Origin of the sequence: Rufibacter sediminis (genome assembly GCF_014269285.1) — a bacterium.
GTDB classification, from domain to species: Bacteria; Bacteroidota; Bacteroidia; order Cytophagales; family Hymenobacteraceae; genus Nibribacter; species Nibribacter sediminis.
Map to the genome: position 1 here is coordinate 4,250 of NZ_JACOAF010000053.1, position 17,300 is coordinate 21,549.

12 protein-coding genes are annotated in these 17,300 nt (G+C 48.3%); 7 read left to right on the forward strand and 5 right to left on the reverse strand.

Going from position 1 to position 17,300, the window contains the following annotated elements; genetic code table 11:
* The 3 genes from H7U12_RS20580 to H7U12_RS20590 form a co-directional block, all read right to left on the reverse strand.
* Positions 1 to 1,062 (reverse strand): acyltransferase family protein (locus H7U12_RS20580; RefSeq protein WP_186641683.1); only part of this gene is annotated, 1,062 nt, incomplete at its 3' end.
* A 171-nt stretch (positions 1,063 to 1,233) separates the two neighbouring features.
* A complete protein-coding gene (porU2, locus tag H7U12_RS20585; protein WP_186641686.1) occupies positions 1,234 to 6,216 on the reverse strand; it encodes a putative type IX secretion system sortase PorU2 in 4,983 nt (1,660 codons plus the stop codon).
* 22 nt (positions 6,217 to 6,238) lie between these two features.
* Positions 6,239 to 7,318, reverse strand: coding sequence for a putative type IX sorting system protein PorV2 (locus H7U12_RS20590; protein ID WP_186641688.1), 1,080 nt, complete (start codon positions 7,316 to 7,318; stop codon positions 6,239 to 6,241).
* Between the two features lie 285 nt (positions 7,319 to 7,603).
* Here H7U12_RS20590 and H7U12_RS20595 point away from each other — a divergent pair, with 285 nt between their 5' ends.
* From H7U12_RS20595 to H7U12_RS20605, 3 genes are all read left to right on the forward strand, one after another.
* A complete protein-coding gene (locus tag H7U12_RS20595; RefSeq protein WP_186641690.1) occupies positions 7,604 to 7,942 on the forward strand; it encodes a PadR family transcriptional regulator in 339 nt (112 codons plus the stop codon).
* Between the two features lie 2 nt (positions 7,943 to 7,944).
* Complete coding sequence (locus H7U12_RS20600; protein WP_186641692.1) at positions 7,945 to 10,428, forward strand: PspC domain-containing protein; 2,484 nt, start codon at positions 7,945 to 7,947, stop codon at positions 10,426 to 10,428.
* 192 nt (positions 10,429 to 10,620) lie between these two features.
* Positions 10,621 to 11,709 carry an alpha/beta fold hydrolase gene (locus H7U12_RS20605; RefSeq protein ID WP_186641694.1) on the forward strand — a complete coding sequence of 363 codons (1,089 nt, stop codon included), beginning with the start codon at positions 10,621 to 10,623 and terminating at the stop codon, positions 11,707 to 11,709.
* 92 nt (positions 11,710 to 11,801) lie between these two features.
* Here H7U12_RS20605 and H7U12_RS20610 read toward each other — a convergent pair whose 3' ends face one another.
* Together H7U12_RS20610 and mce are read right to left on the reverse strand one after the other, a co-directional pair.
* A complete protein-coding gene (locus tag H7U12_RS20610; protein ID WP_186641696.1) occupies positions 11,802 to 13,232 on the reverse strand; it encodes a CCA tRNA nucleotidyltransferase in 1,431 nt (476 codons plus the stop codon).
* A 749-nt stretch (positions 13,233 to 13,981) separates the two neighbouring features.
* Entirely contained in the window at positions 13,982 to 14,383 is a 402-nt protein-coding gene (gene mce / locus H7U12_RS20615) for a methylmalonyl-CoA epimerase (RefSeq protein WP_186641698.1), read from the reverse strand.
* A 119-nt stretch (positions 14,384 to 14,502) separates the two neighbouring features.
* Here mce and H7U12_RS20620 point away from each other — a divergent pair, with 119 nt between their 5' ends.
* The 4 genes from H7U12_RS20620 (at position 14,503) to H7U12_RS20635 (ending at position 17,024) form a co-directional block, all read left to right on the forward strand.
* Positions 14,503 to 15,717 carry an IscS subfamily cysteine desulfurase gene (locus tag H7U12_RS20620; RefSeq protein ID WP_305123081.1) on the forward strand — a complete coding sequence of 405 codons (1,215 nt, stop codon included), beginning with the start codon at positions 14,503 to 14,505 and terminating at the stop codon, positions 15,715 to 15,717.
* Between the two features lie 122 nt (positions 15,718 to 15,839).
* Positions 15,840 to 16,253, forward strand: a complete 414-nt coding sequence (iscU, locus tag H7U12_RS20625) for a Fe-S cluster assembly scaffold IscU (protein ID WP_181304155.1) — start codon at positions 15,840 to 15,842, stop codon at positions 16,251 to 16,253.
* A gap of 16 nt (positions 16,254 to 16,269) precedes the next feature.
* Positions 16,270 to 16,677 carry a hypothetical protein gene (locus H7U12_RS20630; protein ID WP_186641700.1) on the forward strand — a complete coding sequence of 136 codons (408 nt, stop codon included), beginning with the start codon at positions 16,270 to 16,272 and terminating at the stop codon, positions 16,675 to 16,677.
* A gap of 20 nt (positions 16,678 to 16,697) precedes the next feature.
* The gene (locus H7U12_RS20635) at positions 16,698 to 17,024 is read left to right on the forward strand and encodes a HesB/IscA family protein (RefSeq protein WP_123127280.1); all 327 of its coding nucleotides are present in this window, start codon (positions 16,698 to 16,700) and stop codon (positions 17,022 to 17,024) included.
* The last annotated feature ends 276 nt before the right edge of the window (positions 17,025 to 17,300 follow it).

Genomic DNA, 17,300 nt, shown 5'->3' on the forward strand with positions numbered 1-17,300 from the left:
ACCAAGTTTGATCATCGGCTTCTCTAATACATAATATAGGAAATTACTCACCACTAACGTCACTAAGATATACACCAAAAACACATAACGTATCTTAACATCAAAAGTCTGTTGGTTCAAACGAATTAAAACGATAAAGCAAACGGGATGGATAAGGTAGATAGAATAAGATACCTGACCTATATTTTCGAGCAACCGATGCAGCAATCTCGGGGGATTAAAAGTTGAAATATAAAAGCATAAACAAATAAGGCAGGAGAAGAGTGTAAGAAAAACTCTTGCCCATCCTTGCACTATATGGATCAAATCTCCTGAAGCTGGATAAAAGAAAAGGCCAACGATTCCTATTAACCAAAGTATTACCTGAATTCTTGGAGTTAATTTGAACGGTTTATTTGTCACAATATACCCCAACAGAATTCCCATGACAAATAGAATGACGTGGTTGAAAGGATTTACATATATGCCCCACTGCCCATCAAACAAAGAGATTGTTTGATCAAATGCGTAAAATATAAAATACAAATTGATTGATAATAATCCTGCCATGATCAAATAGAACAATCTTTTCCTATTTTCTAAAGCCAGCACTAAAAATGGAAATAAACTATAAAAAACCAATTCATTGCCAATGGACCAGGTCACGCCACCTATATACATACTGGGTGCAACAAATCCGAAAAGCCCGGTAAAACTCAAAAAGAGAAGTTGGAAGGTATATTCCCCTTTATTCAGCCAAATGGTTAGTCCCATACTCACCCAAAGCAATGGATAGATTCTAAAGAACCGTCTTATGTAAAAGGAGGTTATAGATTGAGTTGAAAAAGTTAATTTCTCCTTGTAGACGAGGTACAGTGTTAATCCACTAAGTATATAAAAAATAGAAACTCCATACACACCAATTCTCCCGAAAAAGCTCGCTGCCCCCTGAAGGTCAGACACCCAAATGATATAATGGTAAACGGCAATGAGAAAAGCCATCAATCCTCTCAGGTAATCCAAAGAATGGATTCTATGTATCTCTACCTTCTGATCTACGGCCAGTTTAGAAATTGCATTCATACAGATATTCTATTCATTACTACTTCGCTATCTTATTTCATCAGCCTCAATTCCCTTTCTTATCAGAAAACAACTAAGGCTGTGTGTTACTTATATTTAAAGCAAAAGCCACTGAAATAAGTGGCTTTTGCTTTAAATATAAACTTTGAGAAGTATGGTGTCTAATACCCTCTACCGGAGAATATAGATTTTACCATAACCTTTTTTGAAGGCTCTGTCTCCTTCGGTGTACCGGTGTTTCATCTCGTCAGGGCCATTGTCCATGACTACCCGGTAGAGGTATACTCCATTGGATAATTTATCTCCGTACTCATCAGTACCATCCCAGGCAAACTCAGAAACGTTGTTCCCAATCTTAATTGGTCCTAGCTCTTCTTTCTGAATCTCACGAATTACTTTACCAGTTACTGTTAAGATTTGAAGTTTCATTCGGTCCGGTACTTTTGAACCAGTTAACGTGAAGACAAATCTTGTTTTTGAAGAGAACGGGTTAGGATAAGGATAGAAATTAGTGATGGTAGACTCATTGATCACCTCAAAGTTGACACTGTATCGCTCGCTTCCGGCCCGTTGTCCAAGTGCATCAAACCCTTGCACCTCTAAGGTATATTTTCCGTTTTCTAATTTCTCCGGATGATATTCAACCCTGAAGTCATTCTTATCATCTGCCGGATACCAGCGAATGTTTGAATTAGCAGATAGATTCAGCTCCTCAAACTCTGAGCCTGGCCTTTTCAGATAAACTTTCACGGAAGTGGGATCTGTGATTGGAATCTTCCGGTTGTTGTCCTGCAAGACAATGCTTACCAACGGACTAGGAGAAACGATATCCCCATCTAGAATGCGAACACCATCAAACGCTACGTCCAACACCGGAGGCATTCCAGGTGCCAGTAAACTGGTGAAAGGAATTTCAAGGGTGTTATTCAAGTAATTCTGTTCCGGCAAAATTCTTGGATTCACCGTTACCCTTAATCTGCTTGAACCTTTCATTTCTAAGGTAGAGATCTTATGACTGAAGAAAACGGTATCATTTTTCTGCAGTGGCTCTACTTTGAAGGTCTTTAACGTTTTTGAGCCGTTTTCCTCAAATAAAGTAGTTTCTACAGTGAGAGAGTCATTGAAACTAACTTCGCTCACGTTATGAAAAGCGAACTGGATATCCACTTCCCCATTGGCAGCCTGCTCAGAAAGTTTTTTATACTTATCCAGTCCCACCAGATCAGGACGCATTAATCCCTCTGGAACACCTTCATACAAGACTATCCATTGGTTTAATTGAGGAGCAGTTCGTTGAGTCTCGTCCTTGATTGTAAGCCCTAATCTGAGGTAAGGATAAGTATTCGCATCAACCCCATCTAAGCTAAAGGTAGATGAAGTTACATTGGAGGCCACTAATATTTCACGTCCATTCTTGTCCACTCCAATTACATCCAGTTTGTAGCTGTCTGAAGATTCCAATTTAACTTGATGATGTAAAGTCTTCCACTCTCTGGCAGGACCAATGAGGGTTGATAACAAAGCACCTTGTGACTCCTGTGAATTAATTTGCTTCTCAAGCCGGATAGTCTGCAAGTTACGAGGTGTTGTATCTGTCAATACTGGCCCCACTTCCATAGCTGTTCCAGGTGCTGCCCCTTTCCTACCAATCAGCCCAAAAGGGTCTCCGGTCATCAACTGATCAATCATGGTCGAACCAAGGCTTCTAAACCCAGCTTTGATGCTCTCAGGGAAAGTAGAGAACGGCACATTTCCCATGGACATAAATGCTACATGGTATCCTTCTGGGATGGAATTCAAGAACTGCTCCAAACGGGTTCGGTTGGCGGCGTTATTCAAGTTGGAGAAATGATATACAAACTTAGGTGTAGTACCACATATAGAACCAGAAGTAGTAGGCATTCCGGTATAAGGCTCAAGGGTTTTGTCATTCAAGATGATGGCCATCATATTTGAAGCCACCCCGCCACAGTCAGCTTCAATCGTTTTGAAGTTATCCAAGAAAATCCCATAAGGAGGATAACCAAAGGCTCCAGCTCCACCCACACTCTTTATTTCGAATATTCGGAAAGTAGGCGCAAAACTGTATGTCTTGTTACTTGGATTATCTACGAGTTTCTGCTTATCGGCCTTCTGTAATTGGCCATATCCTTTCTGAGACCAACCTTCCACACTACCAGGGATATATCTAAAAGAGCTAGTTGCCCAAATGGTATCCTCGCCAGTTGCAATGGTTTCATACCGCATTCTCCAGTAATAAACTGCACTGTCTCTTGTAGATGTGTTGGCCGGAAGGGTCACCTCCCAAACTGGCATCAGGGCAGACTGGACTACATGGGTTCTCTTCCAAGCGCTATTGAAGGTGTGAACTGTATCCAGTTCAAAGTAGTACCCTCGGGGATCGGCGAGTAGATCAGTGGATTGCCCAATCAATTTCACTGTTTGTTCTTTTACTATGCCATACTCCCGTGGCAATACTGCCAATACCCCGCTCTTGGAGAAGAAGTATTCAGTAGTAATTGTGTTATTTGATTCGTCTAATTCTTCTATGGTATCTGTATGGTCTAATTTGACGGTAAACGTATTAATACCTGCCCCTTCCGTGGTTCTTGCGTCTAGTTCAAACTCAAGGGTATCCCGATAGTAAATAGGAGCAACTTTCATCTTTTCATAGACCAATTCAGTTCCATTTTCCAGCTTTCGGGTTACTGAGACATAGAATGTGTCTAAGTTCACTCTACCATAATTACGAATATCCAACTTAAGCAAGAATTTTTCTGAATTTGCTGTAATATTAGATCCATCGATAGCGTGAAGGGTAGCTCCCCCATTGGCAACTGCATAATCAGCTTTTTCAGGGCCTAGTAAGCGTAGGGCAGGGTCTGATTGCAGTACCATCTGCATGAACATGGCAGTAGCATTCTCACCACTGATTCTGGATGCGGTTAATTCAATAGTTTTCTGATGTTGGAGCCCTAAAGGCTTGGACAAATAAGCAGAGTCACCAAAGGCGGTGGTATAGAAATTAGAAGAGAAAATGTTCAGCAGAGAAGGATATCCGTAGCTATCATGAGCTAAAAAGGAGATAGATCCCTTCTCAGGGGTTAAAAGCCAATCTTCACCGAATGAGCGGGAAACACTAAAGGTATTCCCGGCATTACACCCGTTCATCAGAATCATAGGATACTTGCCATTGTTCCTGTACCCATTCACCACATCAGATACTAGGCCAATATCCAAATCAGAAACGGTGGAAGAACTGTGGCCGAAAAACGTAATTAGTGAAAGACCAGAATTCAACTCTCTCGCTATATTTAGAGTATCAAGCCCCCCGGTAGCACTTCTGATTTTGGTCAGCACATTGGCACCTAGCCACACTCCCTCCGCAATACGTTCATAACTTCTCATATAAGATAGGAGTGTTCGTTGCTCATCGCCGCTACTTCCCACCAAATGAAGCATGTTCTTGCGCCAATCCAAACTAAATGGCAGACTCTCATGTGTCCGTACTTTTGAGAGATAATCCAAAACTTGTTGTGGAGTACTGGCGGGTAAGCGGCCAGTAGCTACTTTAGGAGTATAATCACCAGTTTCCCAATTAGAGGTAAAAAAGACGTCAGACCCAGGTGTTCCTCCAGTTGGTACTAAATCTTTGTAAGCTAAGGATGCAGGATTTTTTCTTGCCGTAACATTATCATACTCTAACCCTTTTCCTAACAGGAACAGGTATTCTGGTTTCCCATTAGCAATTAAATACTTCATAAACCTTTTGATTGCAGCAGAAGACTTGTCACCATAGAAAAATTGGTTGTAAATATCTCCCACTTCCATGATTAGTGTATCGTGTCCTCCTCCTGATATAGATGCTCGATAAGCGGCATAATCACGAACCGGATTAGAGGAAGAGCCAGTTGGGACCATCAAGCTTTGATGTGAAATAATCAGATAGTCAGCTTTGTTATTGGCTACAGACCTAAATCTTACTTCCTTAGCTGCCGGGGGTACCAGATTTGCCCCAGACCATAGTATTCCCTTGGTGTATGAGGCAGGAAAAACAAAGCCTTTTTGGGTGCCGGCTACTGTGCCGGCTATTCGCTTAATATTCTCTAAGGAGGTGAGGTCATACCCAAAGGCATTGGTAGCAGTACTTCCCTCAAATAAATAATAAGAGGGGGTAACGTTAGGTACAACAGGATAAACAGTTAAGTTATTCTCGGTAAGGATATTCCTCTGTGCGTAGATTGTTTTAAAGTAAATAGCTCGGAACCGTGACGCTGTATTTTTAGCGGCAATGCGAAGCACGAGTTTTCCATCTGTAAAAAAATCACTGTTAGCTAAGGTGAATTCCTGTTTTATTGAATTGTAACCTACAACTCTGATAGTTCCTATTAAACGCTCTGCGCCAACAGGAGGCTTTACAAAAACATCCATCTCGTGGCTGTTGTCATTAGCTCCGATTAGGGCAATCTCAACTTTTGGAGCTGGGCCTTCAGTGGACATGTTAGAAGCCATAGCTAGTAAGTTATAGGTAGTACCATTAGTAGAACCACCAGTAAACCCTTCGCCAGCGTCCATCCAAGACATATAGTTTTCACCATACCTCTTCCCTCTGGAGTATTGACTGTTTTCGAAGTATGATTGCTCCTGCATGTGCGAAGTTGCAGGAGTTAACCCGGAAGAGGTCTGGGAATAACTCACCATCCGTTTCCCTGGAGTGGTGGACCAGGTCAGGAAATAGGCAGCGGTATCCGTGTATAGGCTATAGAAGGGATTGATATGATTGGCAGTAGGGTCTTTATAAAGTTCTCTATCTAGAGCGCCATCATTCTTCTGCCCGTAGAACTCAATGAAGTCATTGGCATCGAAAGAACCGTCCGCCTCGCCTTCAACGTGAATAGAGACTTCTTGGCCCCGGCGGTAGAGTTGAAAGTTACGTGGGTCTACCCCATTGATTCCAGCCGCTTGCAGATAGGCTTTGTCTAGGCGGTAAATGCCGGTGGTGGGCACTTTGATTTTATAATAGGTTTGGCTGTAGTTGATCCACTCATTTCCGTACGTGACCTGCTGCGCGTTGACACGGTTAGAAGTGCCCAGCAGAACAAGGGTAAAGAGAGCGGTGAAAAGAAAATACTTGAGATAGTAGGGTGTCTTCATAAGATTAGTTCGCACACAAAAATCAATCAAAACTATAGGCCAGGGAAACAATCACAGAGGAGACTTGGGAGTTGTCTGATACCTTAGATAACGCAAGGTCAAGCTGCAAACCACGCGTAGCCACGCCTATTCCAAAGTTAGGCTGCATCTCCCAACTGCTTTTCCCGTCAAGGTCTTCAATTTTCTGCACGTTGTTGAGGCCTCCGCGTAAAAACACGGTATTGGCGTACCCTAATTCAAGGCCTACCCGTGGATCAACGGACACAACTCCGGTAGAAAGTAAGGTATTGCGCTTGCCATCGGTGGTTACTTCCAGGTCTGTGGACACCAGGGCAGAAAACCGGTTGGCAACCTGAAAGGAGCGACCTACGCCCAGAATCAGGCGAGGGAGGGTAACTTCAATGCTGTTGGCGTTAAAGGACTCCTCATCTTTCAGATAAGTAGCTTCCAGTTCATCGGGGTTCAGTTTCCAGGCCGTGAAGGTGGTAGTAATGTCTCTGGCCATCAAACCAAACTGCCATTTGCCCCGGCGCAACTGAGCACCCGCATCAATCCCGAAGCCCCAGGCGTTGGCGAACTTTCCTACGTTGCGGTAGATGATTTTGGCGTTGGCACCCAGGGTCAGGCCTTTGATCAGGTTGCTTTGGCGGGCGTAGGAGGCCAGAAAAGCATAGTCGGCCACCGAGAAGAACTCGATACTGTCGTACTGGATGGCCCCATATTCATTTTGCAGGCGACGGGTGTCAGCAATGTCATCCACCCCCATCCGGATAACCGAGAACGCCAGGGCGCTGGTGGAGTCAAGATTGGTGGCGTAGGAACCGTAATCGTTTTTGATGATGCCCGCAAAAAGCTCTGAGTGCATGTACACGGCATTATGGCGTTTGGGCAGGCCCACCAATCCGGCAGGATTCCAAAAACCAGCTGTGGCATCCCGCACAATCGCTGACTGCACACTTCCCATTCCCAAAGCTCTTGCGCCTACCCCAATGTTGAGGAACTCATTGCTGTATTTGGGCGCAGAGATATTCTGCGCCTGACTTTGGTCAGGAAGCAGATAGAGAGCAAGAAGGCAAAAATTTAGTATAAGTTTTTTTACCATAAAAGATAGTAATAGATCATAGACAGAAATAATATGTAAATATAGAGCCCTGTCTCTACATTATAACAACATTCCTGTAGCGCTATTACAAGCTTTTAGTCAGATCTGTTCCAACTTTATTCATATTTCTTTCCTAGCTCGCCCACCGCTCCCGTTTAAGGCCCTCCTAGTACTTACCGCAAGCATTTCAGGCATAAATCGGTAACCAAAAATAAATTTCACTAGTACCTTGTTTTACATAGTACCTTCTTATATATTTGTATCAATAATTCAGACTCACAGACCATGAAAGTAGAAAACACACAAGTGCAGATGCGGAAAGGGATTCTGGAGTACTGCATTCTGGAGATCATCGCCCGCGGCGAAGTCTACGCCTCTGATATGCTGGAGGAATTGACCGCCGCCAAGATGATTGTAGTGGAGGGGACGCTCTACCCATTACTGACCAGACTGAAGAACGCCGGCCTCTTAGACTACTCCTGGGTGGAATCCACCTCGGGGCCACCCCGCAAGTATTACACCCTCACCGCCACTGGGCGGGAGTTCCTTGACCAACTCCGTCTCACCTGGCAAGAACTGGTAGACTCCACCACCTTCATCATCAACCGCAAGAAATCCAACTAGCCATGAAAAAGAATATAAGTGTCAACCTGCAAGGCATGATCTTCCATGTGGAGGAAGACGGCTACGAGATGTTGAGCCAGTACCTTGCCGCCATCAAGACCTATTTCTCCTCGTATGAGGGGCACGAGGAGATTGTGGCAGACATTGAGTCTCGTATTGCCGAGATCTTCTTCTCGCGCCTGAACCCCACCAAACAGGTGATCACCCGGGAAGACGTGCAGGCCCTCACCGCGCAGATGGGAACCATTGCTGATTTTGAGACCGTAGAGGCCGAGGAAACTGAAGCTGCATCGGCCAAAGCCTCTGCTAGCAACGCCACCCCTCCTCCTTTCACGGAGATCCCCAAAGAGCATAAACGCCTGTACCGCGATGTGAACCGCAAGGTATTGGCAGGTGTGGCATCGGGTATTGCCAACTACCTGCAAATGGACCCACTTTGGGTACGACTGGCGTTTGTTCTGCTGGTGCTAGGGGTACCCTTTACCGGTGGTTTCACCTTGCTGGGCGTCGTCTTATACGTCATCTGCTGGGTTGCCTTGCCTCAAAACGCCGCCTTGCCTGATATTCCGGTGCGTAAGTTCTTTCGCGATCCGGTAGACAAAAAGCTAGGGGGCGTGGCCAGCGGTATCGCCATCTACTTTGGGGCCGACGTTGCCATTATCCGGTTGCTGTTTCTGGTCATGTTCCTGATCGGCGGTTTCGGGTTGATTCCTTACATCATTCTTTGGATTGCCGTTCCGGAGGCTAAATCTATAACCGAGCGGGTGCAAATGCAGGGAAACCCCGTCACGCTCTCCAGTATAGAAGAATCGGTTAAAAACAACTTGAACATGCGGGACGCTAACGGGCAGGAGAGCACCTTAGCCAAAGTCCTTTTGTTCCCGGTACGTTTGGTTTCGCAGGTGATCCAGGCTCTATCCAGGGTGCTGAACCCGATCATCGGTTTCCTGATCACGATGGTGCGGGTGTTTGCGGGGCTGATGATGATGCTAGTGTCAGGAGCCTTTATGATTGCGCTGCTCACGGGTTTGATGGTAGGGTTAGGCATCTATGAGCAACCAGAATACATCAACTTCGGGTCTATTCCGGCATCGGCTTTCTTCAATGCGGTACCATCGTGGCTGGTTTGGGCGGCTTTCTTTGCGGGCATCATCCCGGCGCTGCTCCTTTTCCTGCTAGGCGTGGGGTTACTGGCGAGACGCTTTTTACTGCGCCCGGCCGTGGGCTGGTCTATGCTAGGCGTGTGGCTTTTAGCGGTGGCGGCTTTGCTTAGCGGCATTGCCCTGACCACCCGTCACTTCCAGGAATCGGGCGAGTATGCCACGGAGCAGAATTTCCCGGCGGCCGCGTTCAAGACCATGGTCTTCAACATCCGGGACACGAATCACCAATACGGGCATCGGATGAAGGTGAAGCTGGAAGGCTACAACGGCACCGATGTTAAAGTAGTCCAGACGTACAAGGCCAAAGGCTTGAACGAGGAGGATGCCATCAAAAACGCCCAGATGATTTCCTACAAGATGATGCAGCAGGACTCGGTGCTGCGGTTCGATGACGCTTTCACGTTCAAACCGAACTCTGTCTTCCGTGACCAGGATCTGGACATCAGAATTCTGATCCCCGAAGGAAAACAGCTTCGTTTCTCTGAAGGATTCGCCAACCACTTCTCGCAGGAGATCTCCAACGGCGACTATTATTCAGACGATCTGGCCGGCAACACCTGGCAGATGAAAGACGGCCGCCTGGTTTGCCTTACCTGCAGCGAGGTGGACACTACCGCCAACCCCGCCGCCAACCGTCCGGTCGTTGGTTTGGATGATGACCTGTCAGTGCTGAACGATGAGTACGACGGCATCACCAAACGCTACAATGTGCGCGATTTCACTGAGATTGAAGCTGGAGGCGCCTATCACATCCGAGTTCGGCAGTCTTATCAGCACAATGTGCGGGTAACCGGCTCAGAAGAGGAACTGGAAAAACTCCAGCTTCGGGTACAAAACGGTGTACTGAAAATCAAACGGGACAGCGAGGTTTTCAGAATCTGGCAAGTGAGCAAAGCTCCGGTCCTCATTGAGGTGGAAACGCCAGACTTATCGCTGGTGGATTTCAGCGGAGCCGTGAAAGCCGAGATTGTTGGCTTCGCGCCAGAGAACTTCACCATCAGACAATCAGGGGCCAGCGTGGTCGCCAGCAGCATCAGCACGGGCCATCTGGAACTGGACTTGAGCGGGGCCGCCAGAACGAACCTGAAAGGCCACGCCGATAACCTGACTATTGACGGAAGCGGCGCTACGCAGGTAGAGGCTTCTAAGCTGGTAGCGCAAACCGCCGAGATTAACCTGAGCGGAGCAAGCCGCAGCGTGGTAAACGTGCAGAAACACCTGAAAGCCGATGCCAGCGGGGCCAGTAACGTGCAGTACCTGGGCGACGTGCAGCAGGTAGAGATTGAACAATCAGGGGGCTCCCACATCAGCCGCCGAAAATAAATCCTGTTTCGGGCCTGGTTTTGGAAAAGCAGGCCCGAAACAGAAAAGCAACCGAAAGCTCTCTTTCTGGATTTCTTGAGAAGCTTTTGTTGGGGAGGACGCGCTTCTGGCAAAGTCCTCCTTTTTTTATGGACTCACATGTCCCATCCTACCCAGTTCCCCTTCCTTTCCACCTCATTTGAACTTGAAAAAATGAAAAGCCTTGGTTTCACGCTCTCGTATTGGTGCATCGCCTTATTTCTCTCCCTCCCTTTCCTGGGGACAGCGCAAGCTAAAAAGGGAAGTCCTCCTTCGACCCGTCCTTTTCTGCAGGAAAAAAGCTTTATCCAAATCAACGGCCAGGAGCAGTGGGTGACGCTGCAAGGCAACCCTTCTAAGCCAGTGCTCCTGTTCCTGCACGGCGGCCCCGGCAGTCCGTTAAGCCCCTACGCAGATCAGATGTACGGTGCCTGGGCCAAAGACTTTCTTTTGGTGCAGTGGGATCAAAGAGGATCGGGGAAAACTTTCGGGCGGATCGCCCCTTCTGAGATAAGCCCGGAATTTCTGAAAGCAAATCCCCTGACGCTGGAACAGATGACTTCAGACGGCATCGCCTTGGCGGAGTACCTGATCCAGCGGCTGGGTAAAACGAAAGTCATTTTGCTGGGTACTTCCTGGGGCTCGGTGCTGGGAATGGAGATGGCCCTCAAGCGCCCGGATCTTTTCCATGCATATGTAGGGCACTCGCAGGTGGTAAACGCTTCCCAAAACTTTACGGCCGCTTACCAGAAGGTGCTGCAACTGGCCCAACAAGCAGACGATCAACCTTCCCTAACTCTCCTTCGCTCTTTGGGTGCCCCGCCTTACACTGCCGCCAAAAGTTATGGCCAGATGCTGCGCGTGGTCAAGAAGTATGAAAGGGAGCGCTCCCTTCCGGCCCCCTCTGCCTGGATGGTCCTTTCCCCGGAATATGACAAGGAACCCGAAAACCAGCACCGCGCCGATGGGGATGATTATTCCTTTGTCCATTTTACAGGAGATGAGCGCTTGGGGGTTCCCGCCATGGCCTCGGGAATAAATTATCTACGAGATGGATTTGAGCTGAAGGTTCCGGCATTTTACCTTCAGGGCGAAGAGGACATCCTGACTCCGCCGGAGCTAACCACTGCGTTCTTCCAGAAACTAAAAGCGCCGCAGAAAAGCCTGGTGCTGTTGCCCCAAACGGCCCACGGGTTCAACCAGCAGGTACTGGATGCGCAGCTGAAGATTCTGCAGGAGAAAGTTTTGCCCTTGCTTCAATAGCCCCGCAGCTATAAAAGTCAGCCCTCGGTTTTGGGCCTGTTTTACTGAAAACAGGCCCAAAACCGAGGGCTGACGGCATGTAAGGGAGTAGCTTAGACAGAGCCTACCGGAGCGAGGCCCAGTATCTTGCCTCTCTCCAGCAGAAACGCGAACGCCTCCTCGTACTCGTTCCGGATCTCTCCTTCCAGAATGGCCTCGGTGATGGCGTTCTTCAGGACACCCACCTCTTTGGACGGCGCAATCCCGAAGGTTTGCATGATCAGGTCGCCCGTGATGACTGGCTGGAAGTTGCGGAGGCTGTCTTTCTCTTCCACTTCTTTCAGTTTGGCCTCTACCTTCTCGAAGTTCTGCAGGTAGCGCTTCACCTTGTCGTGGTTCTTGGAGGTGATATCAGCTTTGCAGAGTTGCATGAGCAGGTCAATGTCATCGCCGGCCTCAAACAATAATCTTCTGATGGCAGAATCGGTGACGGTTTCCTTCACCAGCGCAATGGGCCGCAGGTGGAGCCGCACCAGTTTCTGCACTTGCTTCATGTGGTCGTTGAGCGGCAGTTTCAGGTCCGCGAAAATCTTGGGCACCTGGCGGGCACCGCGGTCTTCGTGGCCGTGGAACGTCCAGCCCACTTTTTCGTTGTAGCGCTTGGTCTCGGGCTTGGCGATGTCGTGCAGGATGGCGGCCCAGCGCAGCCACAGATCATCAGAGACTTCTGCCACGTTGTCCAGCACCTGCAGGGTATGGTAAAAGTTGTCTTTGTGCGAGTTCTTGTTGATGGTTTCCACGCCGTGCAGCTTCACCATCTTCGGGAAGATCAAGTGGAGCAAACCCGTCTGAAACAACAGCTTGAACCCGTACGACGGCTTCTTGGAGAGCACTATCTTGTTCAGCTCATCAGTGATGCGCTCCTGCGACACAATCTTGATACGCTCCTTGTTCTCGCCAATGGCGTCAAAGGTGTCGGGGTCGATGTCAAAGTTGAGCTGCGAGGCAAACCGGATGGCGCGCATCATACGCAAGGGGTCATCTGAGAACGTGATGCCGGGTTCTAAGGGTGTTTTAAGGTTCTTGCGGCGCAGGTCTTTCATGCCCTCAAAGCGGTCAATCAGCTCCCCGAAACTGCCTTCGTTCAGGCTGATGCCCATGGCGTTGATGGTGAAATCGCGGCGGTTCAGGTCATCTTCCAATGTCCCCTGCTCTACCTCGGGCTTCCGGGAATCCGACCGATAAGACTCTTTGCGGGCTCCCACAAACTCCACTTCCCAGCCGTCCTGCGTCCGCAACATGGCCGTCCCAAAATTTTTGAACACGGCCACTTTGGGTTTGTTGGGCAGTTTGCTGGCCACCAGTTGCGCCAGGTCAATGCCGCTGCCAATGCACACCACGTCAATGTCTTTGGACGGGCGCTTTAAGACTAAATCGCGCACAAAACCGCCAATGACGTACGCCTCGGTATTCAATTCCTTTGCGGCCTGCGCCACTACGGCAAAAACTGGGTGTTCTGGAAGCGTGATATCCGGGGTAGTCATGGGCAACAAATTGATTCTGTTCTTTCTAAACGCCCCTTCCGGATTGGAAAAACAGCGTCGTTTAGGCTGCAAAGGTACGGCAACGGGCAGGCTTTGGCAAACCCCAGTGATTTGAGACTATTTTGGGGAAAACGGCCGGAAAACAGGATTGGCAAACGCGTTGGATACGGGATTGGCGGAGACACTCGCAGGAGCTGCGCACACTACGAGGTCTTTTGAGCAGACGACAATGGCTGCGTTTCTCCTTTTGAGTAGGCTAATAGAAGTTAGCACGTCTGCTGGCGCGAGCCTCCGGCCCGTGTCCGCTGGCATTGCCGATTGATACATTACCCATTCCTTTTTTTGGTAATGCAGAAGCTCCTCATGCTATATAAACGCCTTGCCTGTCTTGAAAAATCAGATATGCGTCCGGACACGAGCCGGAGGCTCGCGCCAGCGGGGGGAGAGACGCTCGCAGGTCCTCCGGACGCTACGAGGTCTTTTGCGTTGATGGCCTTGTCAGTTCTTGTGTCGGCTTTTCCCGTTTACTTCTTCTACACTTGGTATCTTTCAGGATAGTGCCACACGAAACTTCCACTAGGCTTGATTTCTGAAACAGTACATCAAGCACAACCGGATTTTAACAGCCCTTCAAAGCACCTTCCCGCCTGCTCCAAAGACCTCGTAGCGTCCGGAGGACCTGCGAGCGTCTCCGCCAAATACGTTTCTCCACTAGTTTCTCCAAAACAGCCCCAAAACGCACTAAACCGCTATTCCTTAATCTCCTGGCACAATTCCACCAGCACGCCGTTCGCTGATTTTGGGTGTACGAAGCAGACTAATTTGTTGTCGGCGCCGCGTTTGGGAGCCTCGTTCAGGAGTTGGAACCCTTCGGCTTTCAAGCGTTCCATCTCGGCGTGAATGTCCTCTACTTCAAAAGCGATGTGGTGGATTCCCTCCCCTTTCTTCTCTATGAACTTAGCGATGGCGCTGTGCTCCGCGGTGGCTTCCAGCAGCTCAATTTTGGTGTTCCCCACGTGAAAAAAGGAAGTATTAACCGCTTCGCTTTCAACATTTTCGGCTTTATAGGGCTCTGCTCCTAGTAATTTGGCAAACAACTGATTCGCGTCTTGGCAATTTTTTACGGCAATGCCAATATGTTCTACATGCATACGGTTTATTTAAAGGTATTCTAAGTAACGATTTTTGTGTATTTTTGCGAGCAAATCAAACTAACTGAGAAGAAAATCTGTTTTTTTGATAAGCCAACCAAGGAAAACTACTGACGAAGATGCTGAAATTTCCGATTTATCTAGATAATAATGCCACCACGCCCATGGACCCGCGCGTGTTGGAGGCCATGTTGCCGTACTTTACCAACCATTTCGGGAACGCTGCTTCCCGGAACCATCCGTTCGGCTGGGCCGCCGAAGAAGCGGTAGATTATGCCCGTGAGCAGATCGCGGCCTTGATCAACTGTAACCCTAAAGAATTGATCTTCACTTCAGGCGCCACTGAGTCAGACAACCTGGCTATCAAAGGCGTGTTTGAGATGTATGCCTCCAAAGGTAACCACATCATCACGGCTACTACGGAGCACAAAGCGGTATTGGATACCTGCAAGCACATTGAGAAGTTAGGCGGACAGGTTACTTATTTACAAGTAAACTCAGAAGGTCTGATTGACTTGAACGAGTTGGAAGCCGCGATCACTGACAAGACCATCCTGATTTCTATCATGTATGGGAACAATGAGGTAGGCGTAATACAGCCTATCAGAGAGATTGGACAGATTGCCAAGAAACACGGCGTTCTGTTCTTCTCAGACGCCACCCAAGCCGTAGGTAAAATTCCGGTGGACGTGGAAGCCGATGGCATTGACATTATGGCTTTCTCCGGTCACAAAATGTACGGTCCTAAAGGCGTTGGTGCCCTGTACGTGCGTCGTAAAAACCCACGGGTGAAAGTTACTGCCCAGATGGACGGTGGCGGACACGAGCGCGGCATGCGTTCCGGTACCCTGAACGTGCCTGGTATTGTAGGTTTAGGCAAAGCCGCCGAGATCTGCCGCACCGACATGGCCTCTGACACTGCTCGTATCATCGCCATGCGTGACCGCTTGGAGCGCGAGTTGCTGCAAATGGAAGAGTCTTACCTGAACGGAAACAAAGAGAGCCGTCTGCCACACGTAAGTAACATTTCCTTCAAATATGTAGAAGGTGAAGGTCTGATGATGGGCGTGAAAGACATTGCCGTTTCTTCTGGTTCGGCTTGTACTTCTGCCTCCCTGGAGCCGTCTTACGTGTTGAAAGCCATGGGCATGAGCGATGACCTGGCGCACTCTTCCCTGCGTTTCGGGTTGAGCCGTTTCACCACCGATGAGGAAGTGGATTACGCCATCAGCCACGTGAAAGAAGCGGTTACTAAACTTCGTGAACTAAGCCCGCTATGGGAAATGTTCAAAGAGGGTATTGACCTTGACTCCGTAGAGTGGGCAGAACACTAACATTTCAGTTAGGAATGGAAATAAGTAACCTGGCATTACCTCCTTTTAGTTAAAAGCGTATAAACTAGTTACTTACTTCCATTCTTGATTCATAAATATTCAATTGTAATTAAAATAAAGCCATGGCTTATTCAGATAAAGTAATCGATCATTACAGCAACCCACGCAACGTAGGTACGCTGGACAAATCAAAATCAAACGTGGGTACTGGTTTAGTAGGTGCCCCTGAGTGCGGTGACGTTATGCGTCTGCAAATTGAAGTAGATGAGAACCAGGTGATCACCGATGCCAAGTTCAAAACCTTCGGCTGCGGTTCTGCCATCGCTTCTTCTTCTTTGGCCACTGAGTGGTTGAAGGGCAAGACGGTTGACGAGGCGCTGGCCATTGACAACATGGAGATTGTGGAAGAATTGGCGTTGCCGCCGGTTAAAATTCACTGCTCTGTTTTAGCCGAAGACGCTATCAAATCTGCTATCAATGACTACCGCGTGAAAAACGGACTGGAGCCATTGGTAGAGGCTAAAGCACACCACTAAGATTTCTGCGAGCGCAATGGAGGCAACCACCAATGTGCACGTAGAGAGCGCCCGGATTCAGAAACAGATTGAGGATCATTTAGGCCTGGAGGGAAGTCAGCTTTTGTTTGACTTCCGCCCCATGGAAGACCGGATGCGCCTGGATTTGATTACCGTGAACCCGCGGCACCACCAGTCTTTCCTGTTCCATACGGTAACAGGTTATGACCGGGTGGATGCGCTCCGGAAGATGCTGGACTATGTGCGGCAGTCGCGTGACCAACAAAGCTCCTTTACCATCCAGTGGGTGGCACGGGGCGAGCGCGAACTGAACACCTCCTACTTCCGGGCGACCAACATGTATGATGCGTTGGATAAACTATATTACGGCCGGGACATTAACACCATCACGGTATTCAGTGTGGTGCTGAACCCAGTCTCCTAAAATAAAGAAAGGACACGCGTATGATTACCGTTTCTGATAAAGCAAAAGAAAAAGTAGAAAAGCTGAAGCACGATTCTAACATAGATGACAGCTTCCGCTTGAGAGCTTCTGTGGCTGGCGGCGGATGCTCTGGTTTGTCCTACAAGCTGGACTTCGATGACGAGGTAAAGCCCATGGACCAAGAGTTTGAAGACAAAGGCGTGAAGGTAGTGGTAGACATGAAAAGCTTCCTGTACCTGGCCGGCACCGAGCTGGATTTCTCTGACGGACTGAACGGCAAAGGCTTTTTCTTCAACAACCCCAACGCCAGCCGTACCTGCGGCTGCGGCGACAGTTTCTCTGTGTAAGCAGTACAACTCTTATTATCAATGCAAAAAAGGCACCGCATGCGGTGCCTTTTTGATTTATAGGTGTTTTCAGAAAAACGGGCGTAAAATGATCAGCTTTTTTTCATTTGTATGTGTTTGTAGTCACAAGCCCTATCAAGATGCGTCGTGCGGTGCATTGTGCATAGACTCAAGCCAAATTATGATGCTGCGTTGTGCGTAGTCTCTGACGACGTCACTCTCAGACAGCCAATCTCCTGATTGGAGAAACTTGTCAGCTGAATACTGTAATTCATT

Excerpts from the sequence above, each read along its gene's own strand:
- mce (WP_186641698.1), bottom strand. The coding sequence starts at position 14,383 with ATGCATGTAGAACATATTGGCATTGCCGTAAAAAATTGCCAAGACGCG.
- porU2 (WP_186641686.1), bottom strand. The coding sequence starts at position 6,216 with ATGAAGACACCCTACTATCTCAAGTATTTTCTTTTCACCGCTCTCTTT.
- H7U12_RS20605 (WP_186641694.1), top strand. The coding sequence starts at position 10,621 with ATGAAAAGCCTTGGTTTCACGCTCTCGTATTGGTGCATCGCCTTATTT.
- H7U12_RS20595 (WP_186641690.1), top strand. The coding sequence starts at position 7,604 with ATGAAAGTAGAAAACACACAAGTGCAGATGCGGAAAGGGATTCTGGAG.
- H7U12_RS20630 (WP_186641700.1), top strand. The coding sequence starts at position 16,270 with ATGGAGGCAACCACCAATGTGCACGTAGAGAGCGCCCGGATTCAGAAA.
- H7U12_RS20590 (WP_186641688.1), bottom strand. The coding sequence starts at position 7,318 with ATGGTAAAAAAACTTATACTAAATTTTTGCCTTCTTGCTCTCTATCTG.
- H7U12_RS20610 (WP_186641696.1), bottom strand. The coding sequence starts at position 13,232 with ATGACTACCCCGGATATCACGCTTCCAGAACACCCAGTTTTTGCCGTA.
- H7U12_RS20620 (WP_305123081.1), top strand. The coding sequence starts at position 14,503 with ATGCTGAAATTTCCGATTTATCTAGATAATAATGCCACCACGCCCATG.
- H7U12_RS20635 (WP_123127280.1), top strand. The coding sequence starts at position 16,698 with ATGATTACCGTTTCTGATAAAGCAAAAGAAAAAGTAGAAAAGCTGAAG.
- H7U12_RS20600 (WP_186641692.1), top strand. The coding sequence starts at position 7,945 with ATGAAAAAGAATATAAGTGTCAACCTGCAAGGCATGATCTTCCATGTG.
- iscU (WP_181304155.1), top strand. The coding sequence starts at position 15,840 with ATGGCTTATTCAGATAAAGTAATCGATCATTACAGCAACCCACGCAAC.